At 71.3% G+C, this 18,747-nt stretch carries 16 protein-coding genes and 3 tRNA genes; 2 read left to right on the top strand and 17 right to left on the bottom strand.

Translation table 11 applies throughout. The annotated features are described in order from the left end of the window. Nucleotides 1-3: 3 nt before the first annotated feature. From ACZ6EM_RS11875 to ACZ6EM_RS11865, 3 genes are all read right to left on the bottom strand, one after another. Nucleotides 4-666 carry an aminodeoxychorismate/anthranilate synthase component II gene (locus ACZ6EM_RS11875; RefSeq protein ID WP_359912219.1) on the bottom strand — a complete coding sequence of 221 codons (663 nt, stop codon included), beginning with the start codon at nt 664-666 and terminating at the stop codon, nt 4-6. A gap of 55 nt (nt 667-721) precedes the next feature. Next, nucleotides 722-901, bottom strand: a complete 180-nt coding sequence (locus ACZ6EM_RS11870) for a hypothetical protein (protein ID WP_049656795.1) — start codon at nt 899-901, stop codon at nt 722-724. Between the two features lie 69 nt (nt 902-970). After that, the gene (locus ACZ6EM_RS11865) at nt 971-1,735 is read right to left on the bottom strand and encodes a DUF881 domain-containing protein (RefSeq protein ID WP_401045029.1); all 765 of its coding nucleotides are present in this window, start codon (nt 1,733-1,735) and stop codon (nt 971-973) included. Nucleotides 1,736-1,903: 168 nt separating this feature from the next. Between ACZ6EM_RS11865 and crgA the strand changes: the two genes are divergently transcribed. Beyond that, complete coding sequence (crgA, locus tag ACZ6EM_RS11860) at nt 1,904-2,152, top strand: cell division protein CrgA (protein WP_224283164.1); 249 nt, start codon at nt 1,904-1,906, stop codon at nt 2,150-2,152. 337 nt (nt 2,153-2,489) lie between these two features. On the opposite strand, the gene ACZ6EM_RS11855 is transcribed toward crgA, so the two are convergent. Further along, nucleotides 2,490-3,383, bottom strand: coding sequence for a rhomboid family intramembrane serine protease (locus ACZ6EM_RS11855; protein WP_387691272.1), 894 nt, complete (start codon nt 3,381-3,383; stop codon nt 2,490-2,492). 276 nt (nt 3,384-3,659) lie between these two features. Between ACZ6EM_RS11855 and ACZ6EM_RS11850 the strand changes: the two genes are divergently transcribed. Further along, nucleotides 3,660-4,397, top strand: a complete 738-nt coding sequence (locus ACZ6EM_RS11850) for a DUF5324 family protein (RefSeq protein WP_401056098.1) — start codon at nt 3,660-3,662, stop codon at nt 4,395-4,397. A gap of 82 nt (nt 4,398-4,479) precedes the next feature. On the opposite strand, the gene ACZ6EM_RS11845 is transcribed toward ACZ6EM_RS11850, so the two are convergent. The 13 genes from ACZ6EM_RS11845 to dnaN all read right to left on the bottom strand — a co-directional run bounded on the left by ACZ6EM_RS11845 (nt 4,480) and on the right by dnaN (nt 17,641). After that, nucleotides 4,480-4,552: transfer RNA gene (locus ACZ6EM_RS11845), tRNA-Ala, on the bottom strand. A 186-nt stretch (nt 4,553-4,738) separates the two neighbouring features. After that, nucleotides 4,739-4,867 (bottom strand): DLW-39 family protein, encoded by a 129-nt coding sequence (locus ACZ6EM_RS11840; RefSeq protein ID WP_014137031.1) that lies wholly within the window; start codon nt 4,865-4,867, stop codon nt 4,739-4,741. Between the two features lie 259 nt (nt 4,868-5,126). Next, entirely contained in the window at nt 5,127-5,471 is a 345-nt protein-coding gene (locus ACZ6EM_RS11835) for a DUF6191 domain-containing protein (RefSeq protein WP_359906979.1), read from the bottom strand. A 176-nt stretch (nt 5,472-5,647) separates the two neighbouring features. Next, nucleotides 5,648-5,721, bottom strand: a tRNA-Ile gene (locus ACZ6EM_RS11830). Nucleotides 5,722-5,825: 104 nt separating this feature from the next. Continuing rightward, a tRNA-Ile gene (locus tag ACZ6EM_RS11825) sits at nt 5,826-5,899 on the bottom strand. A gap of 16 nt (nt 5,900-5,915) precedes the next feature. Continuing rightward, a complete protein-coding gene (locus ACZ6EM_RS11820) occupies nt 5,916-7,310 on the bottom strand; it encodes a class I SAM-dependent methyltransferase (protein ID WP_465772304.1) in 1,395 nt (464 codons plus the stop codon). Between the two features lie 261 nt (nt 7,311-7,571). Further along, on the bottom strand, nt 7,572-8,321 hold the full coding sequence (locus ACZ6EM_RS11815) for a DUF3566 domain-containing protein (RefSeq protein WP_359906984.1): 750 nt from the start codon (nt 8,319-8,321) through the stop codon (nt 7,572-7,574). Nucleotides 8,322-8,471: 150 nt separating this feature from the next. Next, complete coding sequence (gene gyrA / locus ACZ6EM_RS11810) at nt 8,472-11,018, bottom strand: DNA gyrase subunit A (protein WP_401052334.1); 2,547 nt, start codon at nt 11,016-11,018, stop codon at nt 8,472-8,474. A 131-nt stretch (nt 11,019-11,149) separates the two neighbouring features. Beyond that, entirely contained in the window at nt 11,150-13,165 is a 2,016-nt protein-coding gene (gyrB, locus tag ACZ6EM_RS11805) for a DNA topoisomerase (ATP-hydrolyzing) subunit B (RefSeq protein WP_401052332.1), read from the bottom strand. Between the two features lie 268 nt (nt 13,166-13,433). Continuing rightward, a complete protein-coding gene (locus ACZ6EM_RS11800; RefSeq protein WP_223244507.1) occupies nt 13,434-13,898 on the bottom strand; it encodes a DciA family protein in 465 nt (154 codons plus the stop codon). 390 nt (nt 13,899-14,288) lie between these two features. Further along, nucleotides 14,289-15,422, bottom strand: a complete 1,134-nt coding sequence (gene recF, locus ACZ6EM_RS11795; protein WP_359906992.1) for a DNA replication/repair protein RecF — start codon at nt 15,420-15,422, stop codon at nt 14,289-14,291. Nucleotides 15,423-15,463: 41 nt separating this feature from the next. Beyond that, the gene (gnd, locus tag ACZ6EM_RS11790) at nt 15,464-16,339 is read right to left on the bottom strand and encodes a phosphogluconate dehydrogenase (NAD(+)-dependent, decarboxylating) (protein ID WP_359906995.1); all 876 of its coding nucleotides are present in this window, start codon (nt 16,337-16,339) and stop codon (nt 15,464-15,466) included. 171 nt (nt 16,340-16,510) lie between these two features. Further along, nucleotides 16,511-17,641 carry a DNA polymerase III subunit beta gene (gene dnaN, locus ACZ6EM_RS11785; RefSeq protein WP_074001900.1) on the bottom strand — a complete coding sequence of 377 codons (1,131 nt, stop codon included), beginning with the start codon at nt 17,639-17,641 and terminating at the stop codon, nt 16,511-16,513. Between the last annotated feature and the right edge of the window lie 1,106 nt (nt 17,642-18,747).

Raw genomic sequence — 18,747 nt, 5'->3', positions numbered from 1 at the left:
CGGTCAGCCCCGGCCGATCACCGGGGCGAGCCCGGCCGACCGGTCGACCGCCTGCGGGAAGCCGCACTCCGCGAGCCAGTTGGCGAGCATCCGGTGCCCGCCCTCGGTGAGCACCGACTCGGGGTGGAACTGCACGCCCTCGACGGGCAGTTCACGGTGCCTCAGGCCCATGATCACGCCGCTCCCGGTGCGCGCGGTGACCACCAGCTCGGCCGGCACGGTGGCCGGCTCGACCGCGAGCGAGTGGTAGCGGGTCGCGGTCAGCGGCGAGGGCAGGCCCTCGAAGACCCCGCCGTCCTCGTGCTCGACCGGCGAGGTCTTGCCGTGCAGCAGCTCGGGCGCCCGGCCGACCACCGCGCCGTACGCGGCCGCGATCGACTGGAGGCCCAGGCAGACGCCGAACACCGGCAGCCCGATCCGCGCGCAGTGGTGCACCATCTCGATGCAGACCCCGGCCTCCTCGGGGGCGCCGGGCCCGGGGGAGAGCAGCACTCCGTCGAAGCCCTCCTCGCCGGAGCGGCGGACGGCGTGCTCGACGGTCACCTCGTCGTTGCGCACCACCTCGCAGGTGGCGCCGAGCTGGTACAGGTACTGGACCAGGTTGAAGACGAAGCTGTCGTAGTTGTCCACCACCAGGATGCGGGGCGGGGTCGTCCGGGTCGTCATGCGCGCGTGGTCTCCGTGGGGTGCGGTGCGGGAAGGGAGTGCCGGGCCCGCCGGCTCAGCCGGTCGCGGCGCCGTCGCCGCCGTCCACTGTGACGTCGCCGAAGGGGAGCAGCGGTTCCGCCCACGGGAAGACGTAGGTGAAGAGGAGGTAGACGATCCCCAGGACGAGGAGCAGCGAAATGACGGCCCGGACCAGGGTGTTCCCCGGGAGGTGACGCCAGATCCAGCCGTACATGGTGCTCCCTCGACGTAGCGGACTGGGTTAAAGAGTAGACCCGCCGTGCACGGCCGCGGGGCCGGTCCGCTACTGCTGCCCGCCCGCCGACCGCAGCTCGGTGGTGCCGGAGTAGCCGGGCAGGTTCAGCTCGCCGCTCTCCTGGACCTTCCAGCCCAGCCCGTACGCCTGGACGTACTGGAGGTACTTGCGGATCGTCGGGTCCGCGTCGACGGCCGAATGCAGGGCGTCGGTCCGGCCCACCGCCTTGACCACGTACGGCGGGGAGTAGACCCGGCCCTGGAGGAGCAGGGTGTTGCCGACGCAGCGGACGGCGCTGGTGGAGATCAGGCGCTGGTCCATCACCTGCACGCCCTCGGCGCCGCCCCGCCACAGCGCGTTGACCACGGCCTGGATGTCCTGCTGGTGGATGACCAGGTCGTTGACGCGGGGCTCGGGCACCCCCGGGATGCGCGCGGTGGCGTTCGGCGGGGCGTCGTTGAGGGTGACGGTCAGGCCGCCGCCCTGGAGCGGCTCCAGCGCGGCATCGGAGCGCAGGCCGTCCAGCTGCGCGGTGTCGGCGGGGTCGTGGCCCTGCTGCTCGGTGAGCTGCTGGGCGCGGGCCTGGAGGTCGGCGAGCTGGGACTGCGCCTGCTGGTTCTGCGCGCTGCGCTGGCGGACCACGTCGCCGAGGCTGAGCAACGAGTTGTCGGTCCGCAGGTCGGTGCCGCGGGCGGTCTGCGCGCTGATGTAGAAGAGCAGGCCGGCGAGCGCGAAGACGGCGCAGGTCAGGGCACGTCCGACAATTCGGGTGCCGGAACGGCGGGTAGGGGCCGGCTCAGGGGGAATCGACAAATTAGTCACCGTACCCTTATCTCCTCAAGACCCGCCGAGCCACTACGCTAACGGACGCCGGTGGCATGTGGCGGAGCGGTCCCCAGGACGTTCTCCACGGCCGACCGCAGCCGATTCCACCCGCTGCACCCTGCGCGGTCTCACAGCGCATCGACAGGAGAGCTCCTCGTGCCGAAGTCTCGACTCCGCAAGAAGTCCGACTACACCCCGCCGACGACGGCCGCGGTGAAGATCAGTTCGGGCCGCAGTTGGGTCGCCCCACTGATGCTGGCGCTGTTCCTGATCGGCCTGGTGTGGATCGTCACCTACTACGTGACCAGCGGCACCTATCCGGTCGAGAGCTGGCGGAACTGGAACATCCTGGTCGGCTTCGGCTTCATCGCCGCAGGGTTCGGCGTCTCCACCCAGTGGAAGTGACGGCCCGCCCGTCCTGAGGCTCTGATTCGAGCCGTTTCCCGCCGCTCCGGATCGCTCGTCCCGGGGCGGCGGTGAGGCGTGCCCGGAACCGGTCGGGAATCCGGTCGTTTGTCCCCACCATCGGACTGGCGTGCTTATCCACATGGTTATCCACACTGGGGAAAAGTCTCCCCAGCCTGTGGATAACTTTCCCGGGCGGAGTCGTGCACAGCTGTGCGCAACTCCCCGGAAACGAGAAAACCGCACAGCAGGACACGCGTAGAACAGCAGTCCGCAACCGGGTGGCCGCACAGCCTGTGCACAACCCCGCACCCGCTGTGGACAAACGTCCGGGCGGTCAGGCCCCGTAGAGGGCCATCCCGGTCAGCAGCATCCCCGCCTCGACCGCCACCGCGCCCGCCACCGCCAGCGCCTGGACCAGGCCGCGGCGCTCGCGCGGGGCGTACATCAGGCCGGCCGCGGTCAGCGCGCCGAGCACCAGCCCGCCGACGTGCGCCCGCCAGTCGATGCCCGGGCGGGAGAAGGTGACGACCAGGTTGAAGACCAGGAACGCCATCGCCGGGCCGAGCGGGCCCCTGTTCCGCAGCTGGAGCACGATCGTGGCGCCGATCAGCCCGAAGACCGCCCCGGAGGCGCCCACCGAGTTCATCCAGTCGCCGGCCACCAGGAAGGCGAAGGTGCTGCCGCCCAGACCGGAGACCAGGTACAGGGCCAGGAAGCGCAGCCGGCCGAGCGCCTCCTCCAGCGTCGGGCCGAGCCAGAACAGCACCAGCATGTTCATCCCGACGTGCCACCACTCCAGGTGCAGGAAGGTGGCGGTCAGCAGCCGGTACCACTGGTCCGGGCCGTCGGCGATGCCCGCCGGACCGCCGAGGATGTCCCGCCCCGCGCTGAACAGCGACCAGGTCTGGCCCAGCCGCGGGGTGAGCACGTAGGCCGCCAGCACCCAGACCACGACGTTGAGGCCGATCAGCACCCGGGTGACCAGCCCGCCGTCGGCGGCCAGGGCACCGCCGAACCGGGTGGTCGCCCGACGCGTCCCGGCGTGGCCGTCGCCGACGCACTCCGGGCACTGGAACCCCACCGAGGCGGTCACCATGCACTGCGGGCAGATCGGCCGCTCGCAGCGGGTGCAGGAGACCCCGGTGGGGGTCCGCGGGTGCCGGTAGCAGCCGGGCGGACCGGCCTCCGGGGACCGATCGGCCGACGGCCGCGGCTCGTCCGGGAGCATCAGCGGAGTCCCCTTCCCGTACACGACCTCCGAAACCGCCAGCCTACTGCCGCGCCCCCCGCTCCCGGACCGGCTCCCCCACAACCGCCCGCCCGCCGCACGGGCCCGGGTACCGCCCGCCCCTCCGCCCCCACCCGTCGCCGCCCCGCGCCCTCCGCCACCCCGCGGGGCCCCGCGAACGGCCCACCCCGACCTGCCGTCGGACAAATCAGGATGCATGATCAGCATTCAGGTGGATATGTGCATATAGGACGCCACCCAGGAGGAGAGAGACTCGTGAGCTTTTCGGATTCGGCCCGAGAGACGGCCACCAGGACCCGGGACACCGCCGCACACTTCGCGGACGGCGCCAAGCAGCGCCTCGGCCCCGCCTTGGACGCCTTGGGCCCGAAGGCCGCGCTGGCCGCCCACAACCTCCGCATCCAGTACGACAGGCATCTCGCCCCGCAGTTCGGCCACGCCTTCGCCAGCCTGCCGCCGGAGGCCCAGCAGAACGCCCTGAAGGCCCTCCACCGGGCCCAGGAGGCCGCTCTGGCGGCCCGCCTGTCCGCCGCCCGGGCCGCGGACCAGGCCCGCACCACCGTGGCCCCCAGGGTCGCCCAGGCGGTCGAGGAGGCCCGCGCCACCGTCGGCCCGGTCGCCCACGAGGCCCAGACCCGCGGCGCCGCCGCGCTGACCGCCCTCCAGGGCAACGTCAGCTCGGCCGAGATCAGCGAGCTGGCCGCCCGGAACGCCAGGAAGAAGGACTGCAACCGCCTGGCCACCGGCCTGGCCGTGGCCGGTCTGCTGGCGATCGGCGGCGGCATCGTGGCCTGGCAGTGGTGGCGCCGGCACAGCAACCCGGAGTGGCTGGTCGAGCCCCCGGCACCGCAGGAGCCCCGGCCCACCGGCGCACACGCCGCGTCCGCGCCGGTGAACGGCTCCGGCCCGGACGCCGGCGCCGAGGGCCCGGACGGGGGCCCGGTCGGCGAGAACGACGGCCCCGCCACCGAGGACGGCCCCGGGCCGCGCTGACCGTGCGGAGACCGCCCGGAAACGCCGATCGGCCGTCGACCAGGATCCTGGTCGACGGCCGATCGGCTACTGCCGTGGATTGTGGAGCATAGGAGACTCGAACTCCTGACATCTGCCTTGCAAAGGCAGCGCTCTACCAACTGAGCTAATGCCCCTCGACGGCACCGCGCGCGTGCCAACGGGCACTAGCGTACCGGTTTCCGGCGCGATTCCCAGCGCCGTCCCCCTGGAACGGTGCTGTTCCATGGGGTCGGCCGGTCCGGTTCGTCGACCGGGCCGGCCGGCCCGGGAGGCACCGACGGGCGCCTCCGGAGTTCGTCGATCGTCAGATCGCCGGGGGCTCAGCGACCGGCCGGAACCGGGTCGGTGGCCTCGGTCCACAGGTCCTGCTCGGCGCGGTCCGCCTGGACCTGACGGTAGACAAAGAAGCCGCCGAGGGCGACCAGGGCGACCAGGAGAAGCTTCTTCACCGCGGGACCTCGTCCTTCTTGCGTTGATGGACTCAAGAGCCGGATCCGGCCTGACTGACCGGGCCGACGAGTCCAGTTGTGTTTCGAGCGCGAACGGGCTGCCGAGTGCCAGACTGCCCTTGCGGCCGATGATACACACCGGTGTCCCAATCGTGACCAGCCACCGGTACGGCCAACCCGGCGGTCCGGTCCCGGGATTGACGCCGCACCTCCTGGCGGGCGGTCCGACCGCCCCCGGACCGTCCACCGCACCCACGGGTCAGGCCCCGCCCCCCGGGCCCCGCACCGCCCCGGCCGCGGGGCCGTTCGCCGGGCGGTCCGGCACCACCACCACGGCCGTGCCGCCCGCCAGGTCCACCCTGGTCCGCGGCGGCGCCCCCTCGCCCTCCTCGTCCCGCAGCATCAGCGTGCTGCCGCGTTCGTCCAGCTCGTGCTGCTTGCCCGCGGCGAACTGCGCGTGCAGCTGCTCGAACCCGGTTGCCGAGATCTGCCCCTCCCGACCGGTCCCCCGCCAGGGCACCCAGCGGGCGCGGCCCGCCCTCAGTGCCAGCTGGTCGAGCACCGCCAGCACCGCCAGGGCGCAGACCAGTCCGGGGATGCTCATCGCCCACAACACCGCCATGCCGTCACCAACCCTCCACCGTGTTTCCCCGGGGAACCGTCGGGACGGGCGCACGGTTCCCGGTCCGGCGGCGGGAAAAGCGGCGGGAAGGGCGGCGGGAAAGGCCGCGGGAAACGCCGAAGGGCCCGGAGTGGATCACTCCGGGCCCTTCGGGGAGGTGGGCCTAACAGGACTTGAACCTGTGGCCTCTTCCTTATCAGGGAAGCGCTCTAACCGTCTGAGCTATAGGCCCTCACCGAACAGAGATCGTACCGGATCCCGGCCGCTCCACGGCCCCGTCCGATCTCGAAAGAGTCGAAGGGCCCGGAGTGGATCACTCCGGGCCCTTCGCGGTTGTGGGCCTAACAGGACTTGAACCTGTGGCCTCTTCCTTATCAGGGAAGCGCTCTAACCGTCTGAGCTATAGGCCCTTGCCGCACTGAAAGATTAGCGGACCGACGGCCGATCTCCCAAATCCGGCTCGGCCGGGGCCGCGGCGACACCCCCCGCGACCAGCCCCGGCGCACCGGCGGAGGGCCGCAGCAGCCACTCCTCGCGGGTCGGCGGCAGGCCCGCCGAGCCCTCCTCGGTACTGCGGACGGCGAGGACCTGGTTGATCCCGATCCGGTTCTGCTCGAAGGCGAGCGCGGAGGCCGCCATGTACAGCCGCCAGACCCGGGCCCGGCCGCGGCCGACCAGCCGGACCGCCTCCGTCCAGTGCGCCTCCAGGTTGGCCACCCACTCGCGCAGGGTCAGCCCGTAGTGCTCGCGCAGCGACTCGACGTCCCGGACCTCGAAGCCGGCCTCCTCCAGCCGCGCCACGGTGGAACCGACGGGGGAGAGCTCGCCGTCCGGGAAGACGAAGCGGTCGATGAAGGGGCTGGTGCGGTGCTGTTCACCGGGAAGGTCGGGGCGGCGGGCGATCTGGTGGTTGAGCAGCCGGCCGCCGGGCACCAGCAGCCGGTACAGGCCCTCGGCGTAGACCCGGTACTGCTCGGCGCCGACGTGCTCGGCCATCCCGACGCTGGAGATCGCGTCGAAGGGCCCGTCGGCGATCTCCCGGTAGTCCTGCAGCCGGACCTCGACCCGGTCGGACAGGCCGGCCTCCTCGACCCGGGCCCGGGCCAGCGCGACCTGCTCCCGGGAGATGGAGACGCCGACCGCGGTGACCCCGTAGTGCTTCGCCGCGTGCAGCAGCAGTGAGCCCCAGCCGCAGCCGACGTCCAGCAGGCGCATCCCGGGGCGCAGGCCGAGCTTGCGGCAGATCAGGTCGAGCTTGGCCTCCTGGGCGGCCTCCAGGCTCTTCGCCTCCGGCGTCCAGTAGGCGCACGAGTAGACCATCGAGGAGCCCAGCACGATCCGGTAGAAGTCGTTCCCGACGTCGTAGTGGTGGCTGATGGCCGCGCGGTCCCGGCTGCGGCTGTGCAGGCGCCCCGCGGCCCTGCGGACCTCCTCGCGGGGCGGCTCGGGTTCCAGGCCGACCGCCCCGGCCCGCAGCGCGGCGGCGAGCACCCGGCGGCCCCTGGCACCGACCACGTCCCGCGGGCCGAAGGTCAGGGTGCGGATCTCCGGCCGCTCGGCGAAGCGGGCGACGGCGGAGAGCGTCTCGTACAGGTCGGTGCCGGGGGCGAGATCGAGGTCCCCGGCGACGTAGGCCCGGGCCAGGCCCAGTTCGTCCGGCCGCCAGATCAGCCGGCGCAGCGCCCGACGGTTGCGCAGGACCACGGTGGGCGCGCCCGGAGGCCCGGCGACGCTGCCGTCCCAGGCCTGGACCCGCAGCGGTACCGGGACCCCCAACAGCCCTTCCAGGGCCTCCACCAGTTGACCTGCGAGCTTCGCCACCGCGCGCCTCCGTCCAGTCGTCCTGCGGAACCTCAGCCGACCCGGTCGGGCGGATCGGGGGCGGCCTGCGGCACTCCCGGGATTCGGGACGGGTGGCACCCAGCTAATCCCACGGCGGTCGCCCGCTTTCCGGGCGGCACGCCGCGGGCGGCCGGCTGTCACCCGAAATGCCGACGGGCCCCACCGGCTGCAACAGCCGGTGGGGCCCGTACATTCCGTCCCCGGACGGGGAACTGAGCGTGCGTCAGGATCCGGCCGGAATCAGTCCTCCTCGGCCAGGGTGAGCTCCACGCCGCCGGTGAAGCCGGCCGCCGCGTTGTAGATGAACGCGGAGAGCGTGGACAGGGCGGTCAGCAGGACGACGTCGACCACGGCGATCAGCGTGGTGAAGGTCATCACCTTGCCGAAGCCGACGTAGTCCATCAGGTTGAGGCCGCCGCTGCTGTCCGAGCCGGTGACGTCCTTGAGGGTCTTGGTCAGCGAGTCGAAGACGCCGAGCGAGTCCAGCGTCATCCACAGCACGGCCGCGGCCACGATGATGATGATGCCGACGGCCAGCGACAGCAGGAAGCTGACCTTCATCACGGACCACGGGTCGACCTTGGTCACCCGCAGCCGGGCCTTGCGCGTCCGGCCGAGCGCGGAGCCGCCGGCCGCGGGGGCCGGGGCGGGGGCCGCGCCGGGGCGGCGCGCCGCTCCGCCGGTGGGGGTGCCACCGGGCGGGGTGTGCCCCGGGACCCGGGTGCCCCGGGCCGGGGTCGGCTGCCCCTTGGCGTAGGTGGTCGGCTGCGAGAAGCCGCCCGATCCGGCGGCCTGGCCGCCGCTCGCCGACGCGGCCTGCTGCCCGCCGTAGGTCGCACCGCTCTGGCCCGCTCCACCGGCCGGCGGCATCAGCGAGGTGGACGCGGCCGAGTGATCGGTCGGCGGCTGCGGAACGCCGTACGAACCCCCGCCCTGCGCGCCCGGACGGCCGCCGGAGGTTCCTCCCGCAGCACCCGTGGCTCCACTCACCTGGTCCTCCCGCACTTCCCACCAGGACGGCGGTGCCGCCCTGCTTCGTCAATCGTCATCCAGCGCCCGGCGGGATTGCCCGGAACTGGTCGGCGGCCGATGCCGCCGCGCCCGTTGATGGGACGCGGCTGCACCGGTCTGCGGTTCGGTTCAGGCCTCGACGTCTCCGTCGACCGCCGTCACCGCGCCCTCGGCCGTCTCGGTGGACTCGGTGGACTCAGTACCCGCCACCTCGTCCTCCACCGTCTCCTCGTCCTCGGCCTCCGCGTTGCGGGCCATGCCCACGACCGCGTCGCGCTTTCCGAGGTTGATCAGTTGGACGCCCATGGTGTCACGTCCGGTTTCACGAACCTCGGAAACCCTCGTGCGGATCACCCCACCCGAGAGGGTGATCGCCATGATCTCGTCGGATTCGTCGACCACGAGCGCGCCGACCAGCGAGCCCCGGCCCTCGACGATCTTCGCCGCCTTGGTGCCGTAGCCGCCGCGCCCCTGGACACGGTACTCGTCCACACCGGTGCGCTTGGCGTACCCGCCGTCAGTGGCGGTGAAGACATAGGTACCCGGACGGACGACGTTCATCGACAGCAGTTCGTCGTCCTCCCGGAACGCCATGCCCTTGACGCCGGAGGTGGCGCGGCCGGTGGGGCGCAGGGCGTCGTCGGTCGCGGTGAAGCGGATCGACTGGGCCTTCTTGGAGACCAGCAGCAGGTCGTCCTCGGCGGAGACCAGCTCGGCGCCGATCAGCTCGTCGTCCTGGCCCTCCTCGTCCTGGCGCAGGTTGATCGCGATCAGGCCGCCGGAGCGCGGCGAGTCGTAGTCCTTGAGCGCGGACTTCTTCACCAGGCCGGCCCGGGTGGCGAGGACCAGGTACGGCTTGTCCTCGTAGGTGCGGACGGCCATCACCTGGGCGATGTGCTCGTCCGGCTGGAAGGCCAGCAGGTTGGCCACGTGCTGGCCGCGGGCGTCGCGCCCGGCGTCCGGCAGCTCGTAGCCCTTGGCCCGGTAGACCCGGCCCTTGTTGGTGAAGAACAGGATCCAGTTGTGGGTCGTCGTCACGAAGAAGTGGTCGACGATGTCGTCCTGCTTCAGCTGGGCACCGCGCACGCCCTTGCCGCCGCGCTTCTGCGAGCGGTAGAGGTCGGAGCGGGTCCGCTTGACGTAGCCGCCACGGGTGATGGTGACGACGATGTCCTCCTCGGCGATGAGGTCCTCGATGGAGAGGTCGCCGTCGGAGGGGATGAGGGTGGAGCGCCGCTCGTCGCCGTACTTCTCGACGATCGCGGTGAGCTCCTCGGAGATGATCTCCCGCTGACGGGTCGGCGAGGCCAGGATCGCGTTGTACTCGTCGATCTTGCGCTGGAGCTCGTCGTGCTCGTCCATGATCCGCTGGCGCTCCAGGGCGGCCAGCCGGCGCAGCTGCATCTCCAGGATGGCGTTGGCCTGGAGCTCGTCGATGTCGAGCAGGCCCATCAGGCCGGTGCGGGCGGCGTCGGCGCTGGCCGAGGCCCGGATCAGCGCGATGACCTCGTCGATCAGGTCCAGGGCCTTGAGCAGCGCGCGCAGGATGTGGGCGCGCTCCTCGGCCTTGCGCAGCCGGAAGGTGGTGCGCCGGACGATGACCTCGACCTGGTGGTTGACCCAGTGCCGGATGAAGGCGTCCAGCGACAACGTGCGCGGCACGCCGTCGACCAGGGCCAGCATGTTGGCGCCGAAGTTGGTCTGCAGCTCGGTGTGCTTGTAGAGGTTGTTCAGCACCACCTTGGCGACGGCGTCGCGCTTGAGCACGACGACCAGGCGCTGGCCGGTGCGCGAGGAGGACTCGTCGCGGACGTCGGCGATGCCGGCGATCTTGCCGTCCTTCACCAGGTCGGCGATCTTCAGCGCGAGGTTGTCCGGGTTGACCTGGAACGGCAGCTCGGTGATCACCAGGCACTGGCGGCCCTGGATCTCCTCGACCTCGACCACGGCGCGCATGGTGACCGAGCCGCGGCCGGTGCGGTAGTAGTCGTCGATGCCGCGGCGGCCGACGATCAGCGCGCCGGTGGGGAAGTCCGGGCCCTTGATCCGCTCGACCAGGGCGTCCAGCAGCTCCTCGGCGGAGGCCTCCGGGTTCTCCAGGTACCAGAGCGCGCCGGAGGCGACCTCGCGGAGGTTGTGCGGCGGGATGTTGGTGGCCATGCCGACCGCGATGCCGGTGGCACCGTTGACCAGCAGGTTGGGGATGCGCGCGGGCAGGACGGTGGGCTCCTGCGAGCGGCCGTCGTAGTTGGCCGCGAAGTCGACGGTCTCCTCGTCGATGTCGCGCATCATCTCCATGGCGAGCGGCATCATCTTGCACTCGGTGTAGCGCATGGCCGCCGCCGGGTCGTTGCCCGGGGAACCGAAGTTGCCGTTGCCGTCCACCAGCGGCATCCGCATCGACCACGGCTGGGCCAGGCGGACCACGGTGTCGTAGATCGAGGTGTCACCGTGCGGGTGGTAGTTGCCCATGACGTCGCCGACGACGCGGGCGCACTTGTAGTAGCCCTTCTCGGGGCGGTAGCCGCCGTCGTACATCGCGTAGAGCACGCGGCGGTGCACCGGCTTGAGGCCGTCGCGGACCTCGGGCAGCGCACGACTGACGATCACGCTCATCGCGTAGTCGAGGTACGAGCGCTGCATCTCGGTCTCGAGCTCGACCGGCTCGATCCGCATCGTCACCTGGGCGGTGGCCTCGGCGGCTTCGGGAGTCTCGGGCTGTTCGCCTTCGGGACGGTTGTCGTCGACCACTGGTGGTCAGTTTCCTTTCACGCGGACTGGAACGTGCGGGGCCTGCGGTGCAGGCGTCACACGTCCAGGAAGCGGACGTCCTTGGCGTTGCGCTGGATGAAGGAGCGGCGGGCCTCGACGTCCTCGCCCATCAGCACGGAGAACAGCTCGTCGGCGCGGGCGGCGTCCTCCAGGGTGACCTGGAGCAGCAGCCGGTGCTCGACGTCCATGGTGGTGACCCGGAGCTCCTCGGCGTTCATCTCGCCGAGACCCTTGAAGCGCTGGATCGCGTCGTCCTTGGGCAGCCGGCGCCCGGCCGCCACCCCGGAGGCGATCACGGCGTCGCGCTCGCGGTCGGAGTAGGCGTACTCGAAGTCGTCCTTGCCCCACTTGATCTTGTACAGCGGGGGCATCGCGAGGTAGACGTACCCGGACTCGACCAGCGGCCGCATGAAGCGGAACAGCAGGGTCAGCAGCAGGGTGCGGATGTGCTGTCCGTCGACGTCGGCGTCGGCCATCAGCACGATCTTGTGGTACCGCAGCTTGGACTCGTCGTAGTCCTCCTGGATGCCGCAGCCGAACGCCGAGATCAGCGCCTGGACCTCGGTGTTCTGGAGGACCTTGTCGATCCGGGCCTTCTCGACGTTCAGGATCTTGCCGCGGATCGGCAGGATGGCCTGGGTGCGCGGGTCGCGGCCCTGCTTGGCCGAGCCGCCGGCGGAGTCACCCTCGACGATGAAGATCTCGCACTCGGACGGGTCCTTCGACTGGCAGTCGGAGAGCTTGCCCGGCAGCGAGGCGGACTCCAGCAGACCCTTGCGGCGCGTCAGGTCGCGGGCCTTGCGGGCGGCGACGCGCGCGGTGGCGGCCTGGATGGACTTGCGGATGATGTCCGCGGCCTCGTTGGGGTTGCGGTCCAGCCAGTCGTTGAGGTGCTCGTGGACGACCTTCTGGACGAAGGTCTTGGCCTCGGTGTTGCCGAGCTTGTCCTTGGTCTGGCCCTCGAACTGCGGCTCGCCGAGCTTGACCGAGATGATCGCGGTCAGGCCCTCGCGGATGTCCTCGCCGGAGAGGTTGTCGTCCTTCTCCCGGAGCAGCTTCTTGTCCCGCGCGTAGCGGTTGACCAGACCAGTCAGCGCCGCGCGGAAGCCCTCCTCGTGGGTGCCGCCGCCGTGGGTGTGGATGGTGTTGGCGAAGCTGTAGACCCCCTCGGTGTAGGAGGAGTTCCACTGCATCGCGATCTCCACCGAGATCGCCTTGTCCTTGTCCTCCGCCTCGAAGTCGATCACCGAGGGGTGGACGACCTCGCCCTTGCGGGAGTTGAGGTGGGCGACGAAGTCGGCGATGCCGCCGTCGTACTTGTACGTGACGGTGAGCGGCTTGCCGTTCTCGTCCGCGTGCTCGGAGCGCTCGTCGGTCAGCGAGATCGACAGGCCCTTGTTGAGGAAGGCCATCTCCTGGAAGCGCCGGGAGAGCGTCTCGAAGGAGTAGACGGTGGTCTCGAAGATGTCGGGGTCGGCCCAGAAGGTCACCGTGGTGCCGGTGCGGTCGGTCTCCGCGCCCTTGGCGAGGGGGGCGGCCGGGGCACCCATCTTGTAGTCCTGGGTCCAGATGTGGCCGTCCTTGTGGATCTCCACCGAGAGCCGGGTGGACAGCGCGTTCACCACGGACACGCCGACGCCGTGCAGACCGCCGGAGACGGCGTACCCGCCGCCGCCGAACTTGCCGCCCGCGTGCAGGACGGTGAGCACGACCTCGACGGCGGGCTTGTCCTGACCGGGGACGATGTCCACCGGGATGCCGCGGCCGTTGTCGACGCAGCGGATGGCGCCGTCGGCCATGATCGTGACGTCGATGGTGTCGGCGTACCCGGCCATCGCCTCGTCGACGGAGTTGTCCACGACCTCCTGCACCAGGTGGTGCAGGCCGCGCTCGCCCGTCGAACCGATGTACATGCCGGGGCGCTTGCGGACGGCGTCGAGGCCTTCCAGCACCTGGATGTTGCTACCGGTGTAGGAAGCCTGGTCGGACTGGTCTGGGGTCTGGCTGGGGTTGCCGGAATCGGCCACGAAGCGCCCTCTCTGGCACAGCACGGGCCGCACGCCCACCCCGTGCGGGCGGGCGTGCGACCACAGCGTTTCGACTCGGTTGCCACTAGCAACAGTGTTTGGCTCTCAGTCTACCGGTACGACTGACATAGATGGGCGTTTGGCAGCCCTTGAGGGCAGATATGCCGCCCTGAATCCCCTCTGCACATGTCCCGATACTCGACCGGGGGGCCCAGGGCGCCTGGAAGGGCTGTCAGGGGTTCCGGAAGATCGTCGTCCGATCCGTGCCCCCGGCGGCCGCCCGGTCCCCCGGTCAGCCCCAGGTGTCGCCCGGCCCCTTGCTCCCCGGCGCACGCAGCCGGCCGTAGCCGCGGGCGGGCGCCGCCGGGCCGAGCACCTTGATGGTCCGGACCGTCCCGTGCCCCAGCTCGTGGTTCAGACGGGCCACCAACTGCCGTGCCAGCCAGCGCAGTTGGGTGGCCCAGGCGGTGGAGTCGCACTGCACGGTGAGCACCGCGGCGGCCTCGTCGTAGGAGGAGGGATGGCAGTGCGCGGCGATGTCCGGGCCGACGATCTGCGGCCAGCGGCCCATCACCCCGCCGACGGCGGCCGAGGACTCCCAGCCGCGCTCGGTCAGCAGCCGGTTGAGCGCCGCACCCAGCGGGACGGGGTCGCGGCCGTCCGAGCGGGCACCACTGCGCAGGCCGTGCCGCTTCGCCTCGCGCTTCTCGCGGACCTGCTCACCGCGCTGGCGGGCCTGGGCACGGGCCGCCCGCAGCGCGGAGCGGGCGAGGTCGGCACCGGTCGGCGCGGGAGCGCCGGGCTCGGCGGCGTCGGACCGGGGTGCTCCGGGCTCGGGAGCTCCGGGCTTGGGTGCTCCGGACCTGGGGGAGTGCTCCGCCGGCTCGCTCACGGCGATCTCCTTTCCCCAGCCTGTGGACAACGGTCGCGGTCGCGCGCCCGCCGAGCCGTCCAGCCTACGGGAGCGGCCGGACCCCTCGGACCGGAGCGGGGGTGGGCGGTGCGCGGAAGTGGTCGCGGTGCGTGACGGCGGTGTGGTGGTCCGGGTGCGGCGGCACCGGTGAAAGGGGACTCCGGCGAGCGGGGGCACCACCGGCGCCGGTGAAGGGGGTACCCGGGCGGAAGCCGCCGCTGGAAGAGCGTTCGGTCAGGCGTCGATCCGGCGCACCGCGCCGTCGGAGACCGCGAACCGGGCGCCGGCCAGCGCCTTCGGCACGTCCTCGGCGACCGCCGCGGTCACCAGCACCTGCTCCCCGTCGGCCACCAGCTCGGCCAGCCGGTCCCGGCGGGCGGCGTCCAGCTCGGCGAACACGTCGTCCAGGATCAGCACCGGCTCGCCGCCGTCGGCGCGCAGCAGCTCGTACGAGGCCAGCCGCAGCGCCAGCGCGAACGACCAGGACTCGCCATGGCTGGCGTAGCCCTTGGCGGGCAGCGGGCCGAGCCTGAGCAGCAGCTCGTCGCGGTGCGGGCCGACCAGGGTGACGCCGCGATCGACCTCCTGCTTGCGGGCCGCCTGCAGCGCGTTCAGCAGCTGCTCCTCGGCCTGCTCGCGACTGGTCGGCAGTTCGCCCTCGAAGGAGCTGCGGTACTCCAGGGCGGTGTCGCCGCCGCCCGGGGCGAGCTGCCCGTACGCGGCCGCCACCAGCGGCTGCAGGGCGGCCACCAGCTGGATCCGGAAGGCCGTCAACTCGGCGCCGGCGCGGGCGAGATGGCCGTCCCAGACCTCCAGGGTGGACAGGTCGGCGCCCTTGCCGCCGCCGGCCCGGCGGGCCATCGCGGCGGTCTTCAGCAGGGCGTTGCGCTGCTTGAGCACCCGCTCGTAGTCCTGCCGCACCCCGGCCAGCCGGGGTGCCCGGGCGGTCAGCAGCTCGTCCAGGAAGCGCCGCCGCTCACCCGGGTCCCCCTTGACCAGGCTGAGGTCCTCGGGGGCGAACAGCACGGTGCGCAGCAGGCCCAGCACGTCGCGCGGGCGGACGTTGTCGGAGCGGTTGATCCGGGCCCGGTTGGCCTTGCCCGGGGTGAGCTCCAGCTCGATCAGGGTGGAGCGGCCGCGGTCCACCACCGAGGTGCGGACCACCGCCCGCTCGGCGCCCAGCCGGATCAGCGGGGCGTCGGTGGCGACCCGGTGGCTGCCCAGGGTGGCGACGTAGCCGATCGCCTCGACCAGGTTGGTCTTGCCCTGGCCGTTCGGTCCGACGAAGGCGGTCACGCCCGGGTCGAGCGGAACCTCGGCCCGGGCGTACGACCGGAAGTCGGCGAGCGACAGATGCGCGACGTGCATGGCTGTGGACTGCGCCCGCCTTCTTGTGGAGGACCTGCTGGTTACTTGGACTCGACCGCGTGGCCGCCGAACTGGTTGCGCAGCGCGGCGATCATCTTCATCTGCGGCGAGTCCTCCTGGCGGGAGGCGAAGCGGGCGAACAGCGAGGCGGTGATGGCCGGCAGCGGCACGGCGTGGTCGATCGCGGCCTCGACGGTCCAGCGGCCCTCGCCGGAGTCGGCGGCCCAGCCGCGCAGCTTGTCCAGGTGCTCGTCCTCGTCCAGGGCGCGGACGGACAGGTCCAGCAGCCAGGAGCGGATGACGGTGCCCTCCTGCCAGCTGCGGAAGACCTCGCGCACGTCGGTGACCTCGGGGGCGGCCTCCAGCAGCTCCCAGCCCTCGGCGAAGGCCTGCATCATCGCGTACTCGATGCCGTTGTGGACCATCTTGGCGAAGTGGCCGGCGCCCACGGCACCCGCGTGCACCGAGCCGAACTCGCCCTCGGGCTTGAGGGCGTCGAAGACCGGCTGGGCCTTGGCGACGTGCTCGGCGTCGCCGCCGTACATCAGCGCGTAGCCGTTCTCCAGGCCCCAGACGCCGCCGGAGACGCCGCAGTCCACGAAGCCGATGCCCTTGGCGGCCAGCGCCTCGGCGTGCTTGATGTCGTCGGTCCAACGGGAGTTGCCGCCGTCGACCACCACGTCGCCGGGGGAGAGCAGCTCGGCGAGCTCGTCGACGGTGGCCTGGGTGGCGGCGCCGGCCGGGACCATGACCCAGACCACGCGCGGGCCCTGGAGCTTGGTGACGAGCTCCTGGAGGCTGTCGACGTCGGAGATGTCCGGGTTGCGGTCGTACCCGATGACGGTGTGGCCGGCGCGGCGGATCCGCTCGCGCATGTTGCCGCCCATCTTGCCGAGACCGATGAGGCCGAGCTCCATGACCAAGTCCTTACCTGTGGTGACGTGCCTGCCGGCGGCGCCGTTGCCGCACTCCTTGAGCCTACGCGCTGGAGCGGACCCGGCCGTCTGCGGTCGGGCCGGGCGGGGGAGACGTCCACAGGCTGTGCACAGCGGGTGTGCACAGCCTGTGGACGGTAGGACGCGGCGGGATCAGCCGGAGAGGCGGACCGGCATGATCAGGTACTGGTAGGCCTTGTCCTCCTCGGCGTCCACCGAGACCTTGCCGCTGAGCAGCGCGGGCTTGGTCGGGGTGGTGAAGCTGAGCTGGGCGAAGGGGGAGTCGATGGCCTTGAGGCCCTCCTCCAGGTAGCCCGGGTTGAAGGCGATCGAGATGGCGTCGCCCTCCAGGGAGGCCTCGATCCGCTCGGTGGCCTGGGCGTCGTCGCCCGAACCGGCCTCCAGGGTCAGGACGCCCTCCTCGAAGTTGAGGCGGACCGGGGTGTTGCGCTCGGCGACCAGCGAGACGCGCTTGAGCGCCTCCAGGAAGGGCTGGGTCTGGATCGCGGCGATCGCGTTGAACTCGGTCGGGAACAGGCTGCGGAACTTGGGGAACTCGCCCTCCAGCAGCCGGGTGGTGGTCCGGCGGCCGGCGCCCTCGAAACCGATCAGGCCCTCGCCCGCGCCGCCCGAGGAGAGCGCGATGGAGACGTTGTCGCCGCTGCCCAGGGACTTGGCGATGTCCTGGAGGGTCTTGGCGGGGACCAGCGCGACGGCGGAGATGTCCGACTGCTCGGGCTTCCACAGCAGCTCGCGGACGGCGAAGCGGTAGCGGTCGGTGGCGGCCAGGGTGATCCGGTCGCCCTCGATCTCGACCCGGACACCGGTGAGCACCGGGAGGGTGTCGTCCCGGCCGGCGGCGACCGCGGCCTGGCTGACGGCCGAGGCGAAGACGTCGCCGGAGACGGTGCCGGTGGCGGTCGGCATCTGGGGGAGCGCGGGGTACTCGTCCACCGGGAGGGTGGGGAGGGTGAAGCGGGAGCTGCCGCAGACCACGCTGACGCGCTGGCCGTCGGTGGAGATCTCCACCGGCCGGTTGGGGAGGTTGCGGGAGATGTCGTTCAGCAGCCGGCCGGAGACCAGGACGGTGCCGGCCTCCTCGACGTCCGCCTCCAGCTCGACCCGGGCCGAGACCTCGTAGTCGAAGCCGGACAGCGCCAGACTGCCCTCCTGCGCGGTCAGCAGCAGGCCGGCCAGCACCGGCACCGGCGGCCGTGCCGGGAGGCTGCGGGCAGCCCAGGCCACCGCCTCCGCGAGGACGTCACGCTCCACCCGGAACTTCACCGGTAACCGCCTCCTGGATCGAGCGCTCCCGCTCGCACTCTGGTTCGTCTGATCTTGATCGTCGGTTCGGCTGTCCGCCGAGCTCGGTCACTCCGCTTCCAGTCGCAAGGACAGTCTGACGTACTCCGCCGACAGACGGGGCAGACGGGCGCAAGCAACCCGAACGGTTGTCGGAGACCGGTTGTCCACAGATTCGGGGCCCACCCACTTTGAAAGCAAGTCCGGGGTCTAAATGTGTAGTGGTAGTAGTAGGGCCTGTGGAAACCGTGGATAACCCCGTTTCCCCAGGTCAGAGCCCGAATTTTGTCCACAGCGGCTGTGGACGGCGGCTGTGGACGGGCAGGCCGCGCTGTGGACAGCCGAGCGTTACCCACAGGCCACGCTGGGTATCCACAGGTTATCCCCAGGGCTGTCCCCAGATCCGGGCCCGGTTATCCACGGGCGCCGGTCAACTTTTCGTGACGCCTTTCACACCAGGGTATGAACGGTAGCCCACGGTTGTCGAACTGTGGACGCCGCTGTGGACAACCTGGGGATAACCGCCCTTCCCCTGGGGACAACCGGTGGATAACCCGGACGGCCCAGTGGCGGCCCGTCAACTGTCCACAGCCTGTGGATAACCGTTGTGCACAAGTCCACAGGCACGTGACCTGCGCGGAAGAGCGTAGCGGTGACGGGCCTGTGGACGAATTCTGGATAACTCCGCACTCCCCACCCTGTGGACGGTGGAGGAGGGGCCGGTCCTGTGGACAACGGCCTTGCGCGCCCTCGGTTTTCGAATCACCGGTCAGTTGTTCGGCGCGGGCTGTGGACTGGCGGAACGTCCGTCGACGGCATCCCTGCCCAGCCGGCGCGCGCCGCACACCTGTGGACGTGCGAAAGGGCGTCAGGATTCGCTCCTGACGCCCTGGGGCCGTGCCGCGTCGTGCCGTGCCGGGTGTTCGTGCGGTACCGCGCCGCGTGCCGTGCAGCGCCGCGTGGCACCCGGCACGACACCCGGCACGGAGTCGGCTAGTGCCGCATCAGACTGCGTTCGCCCCGTTGTGACGCATCGCTCGGTTGCCGCCAGGTGGCAACCGAGCGGCCAGAATGATCACGTGGCTGAA

The organism is Kitasatospora sp. NPDC041917, from assembly GCF_055589745.1.
The sequence above is the reverse complement of the archived record's forward strand: the minus strand, read 5'-3'. Positions and strand labels throughout refer to the sequence as shown.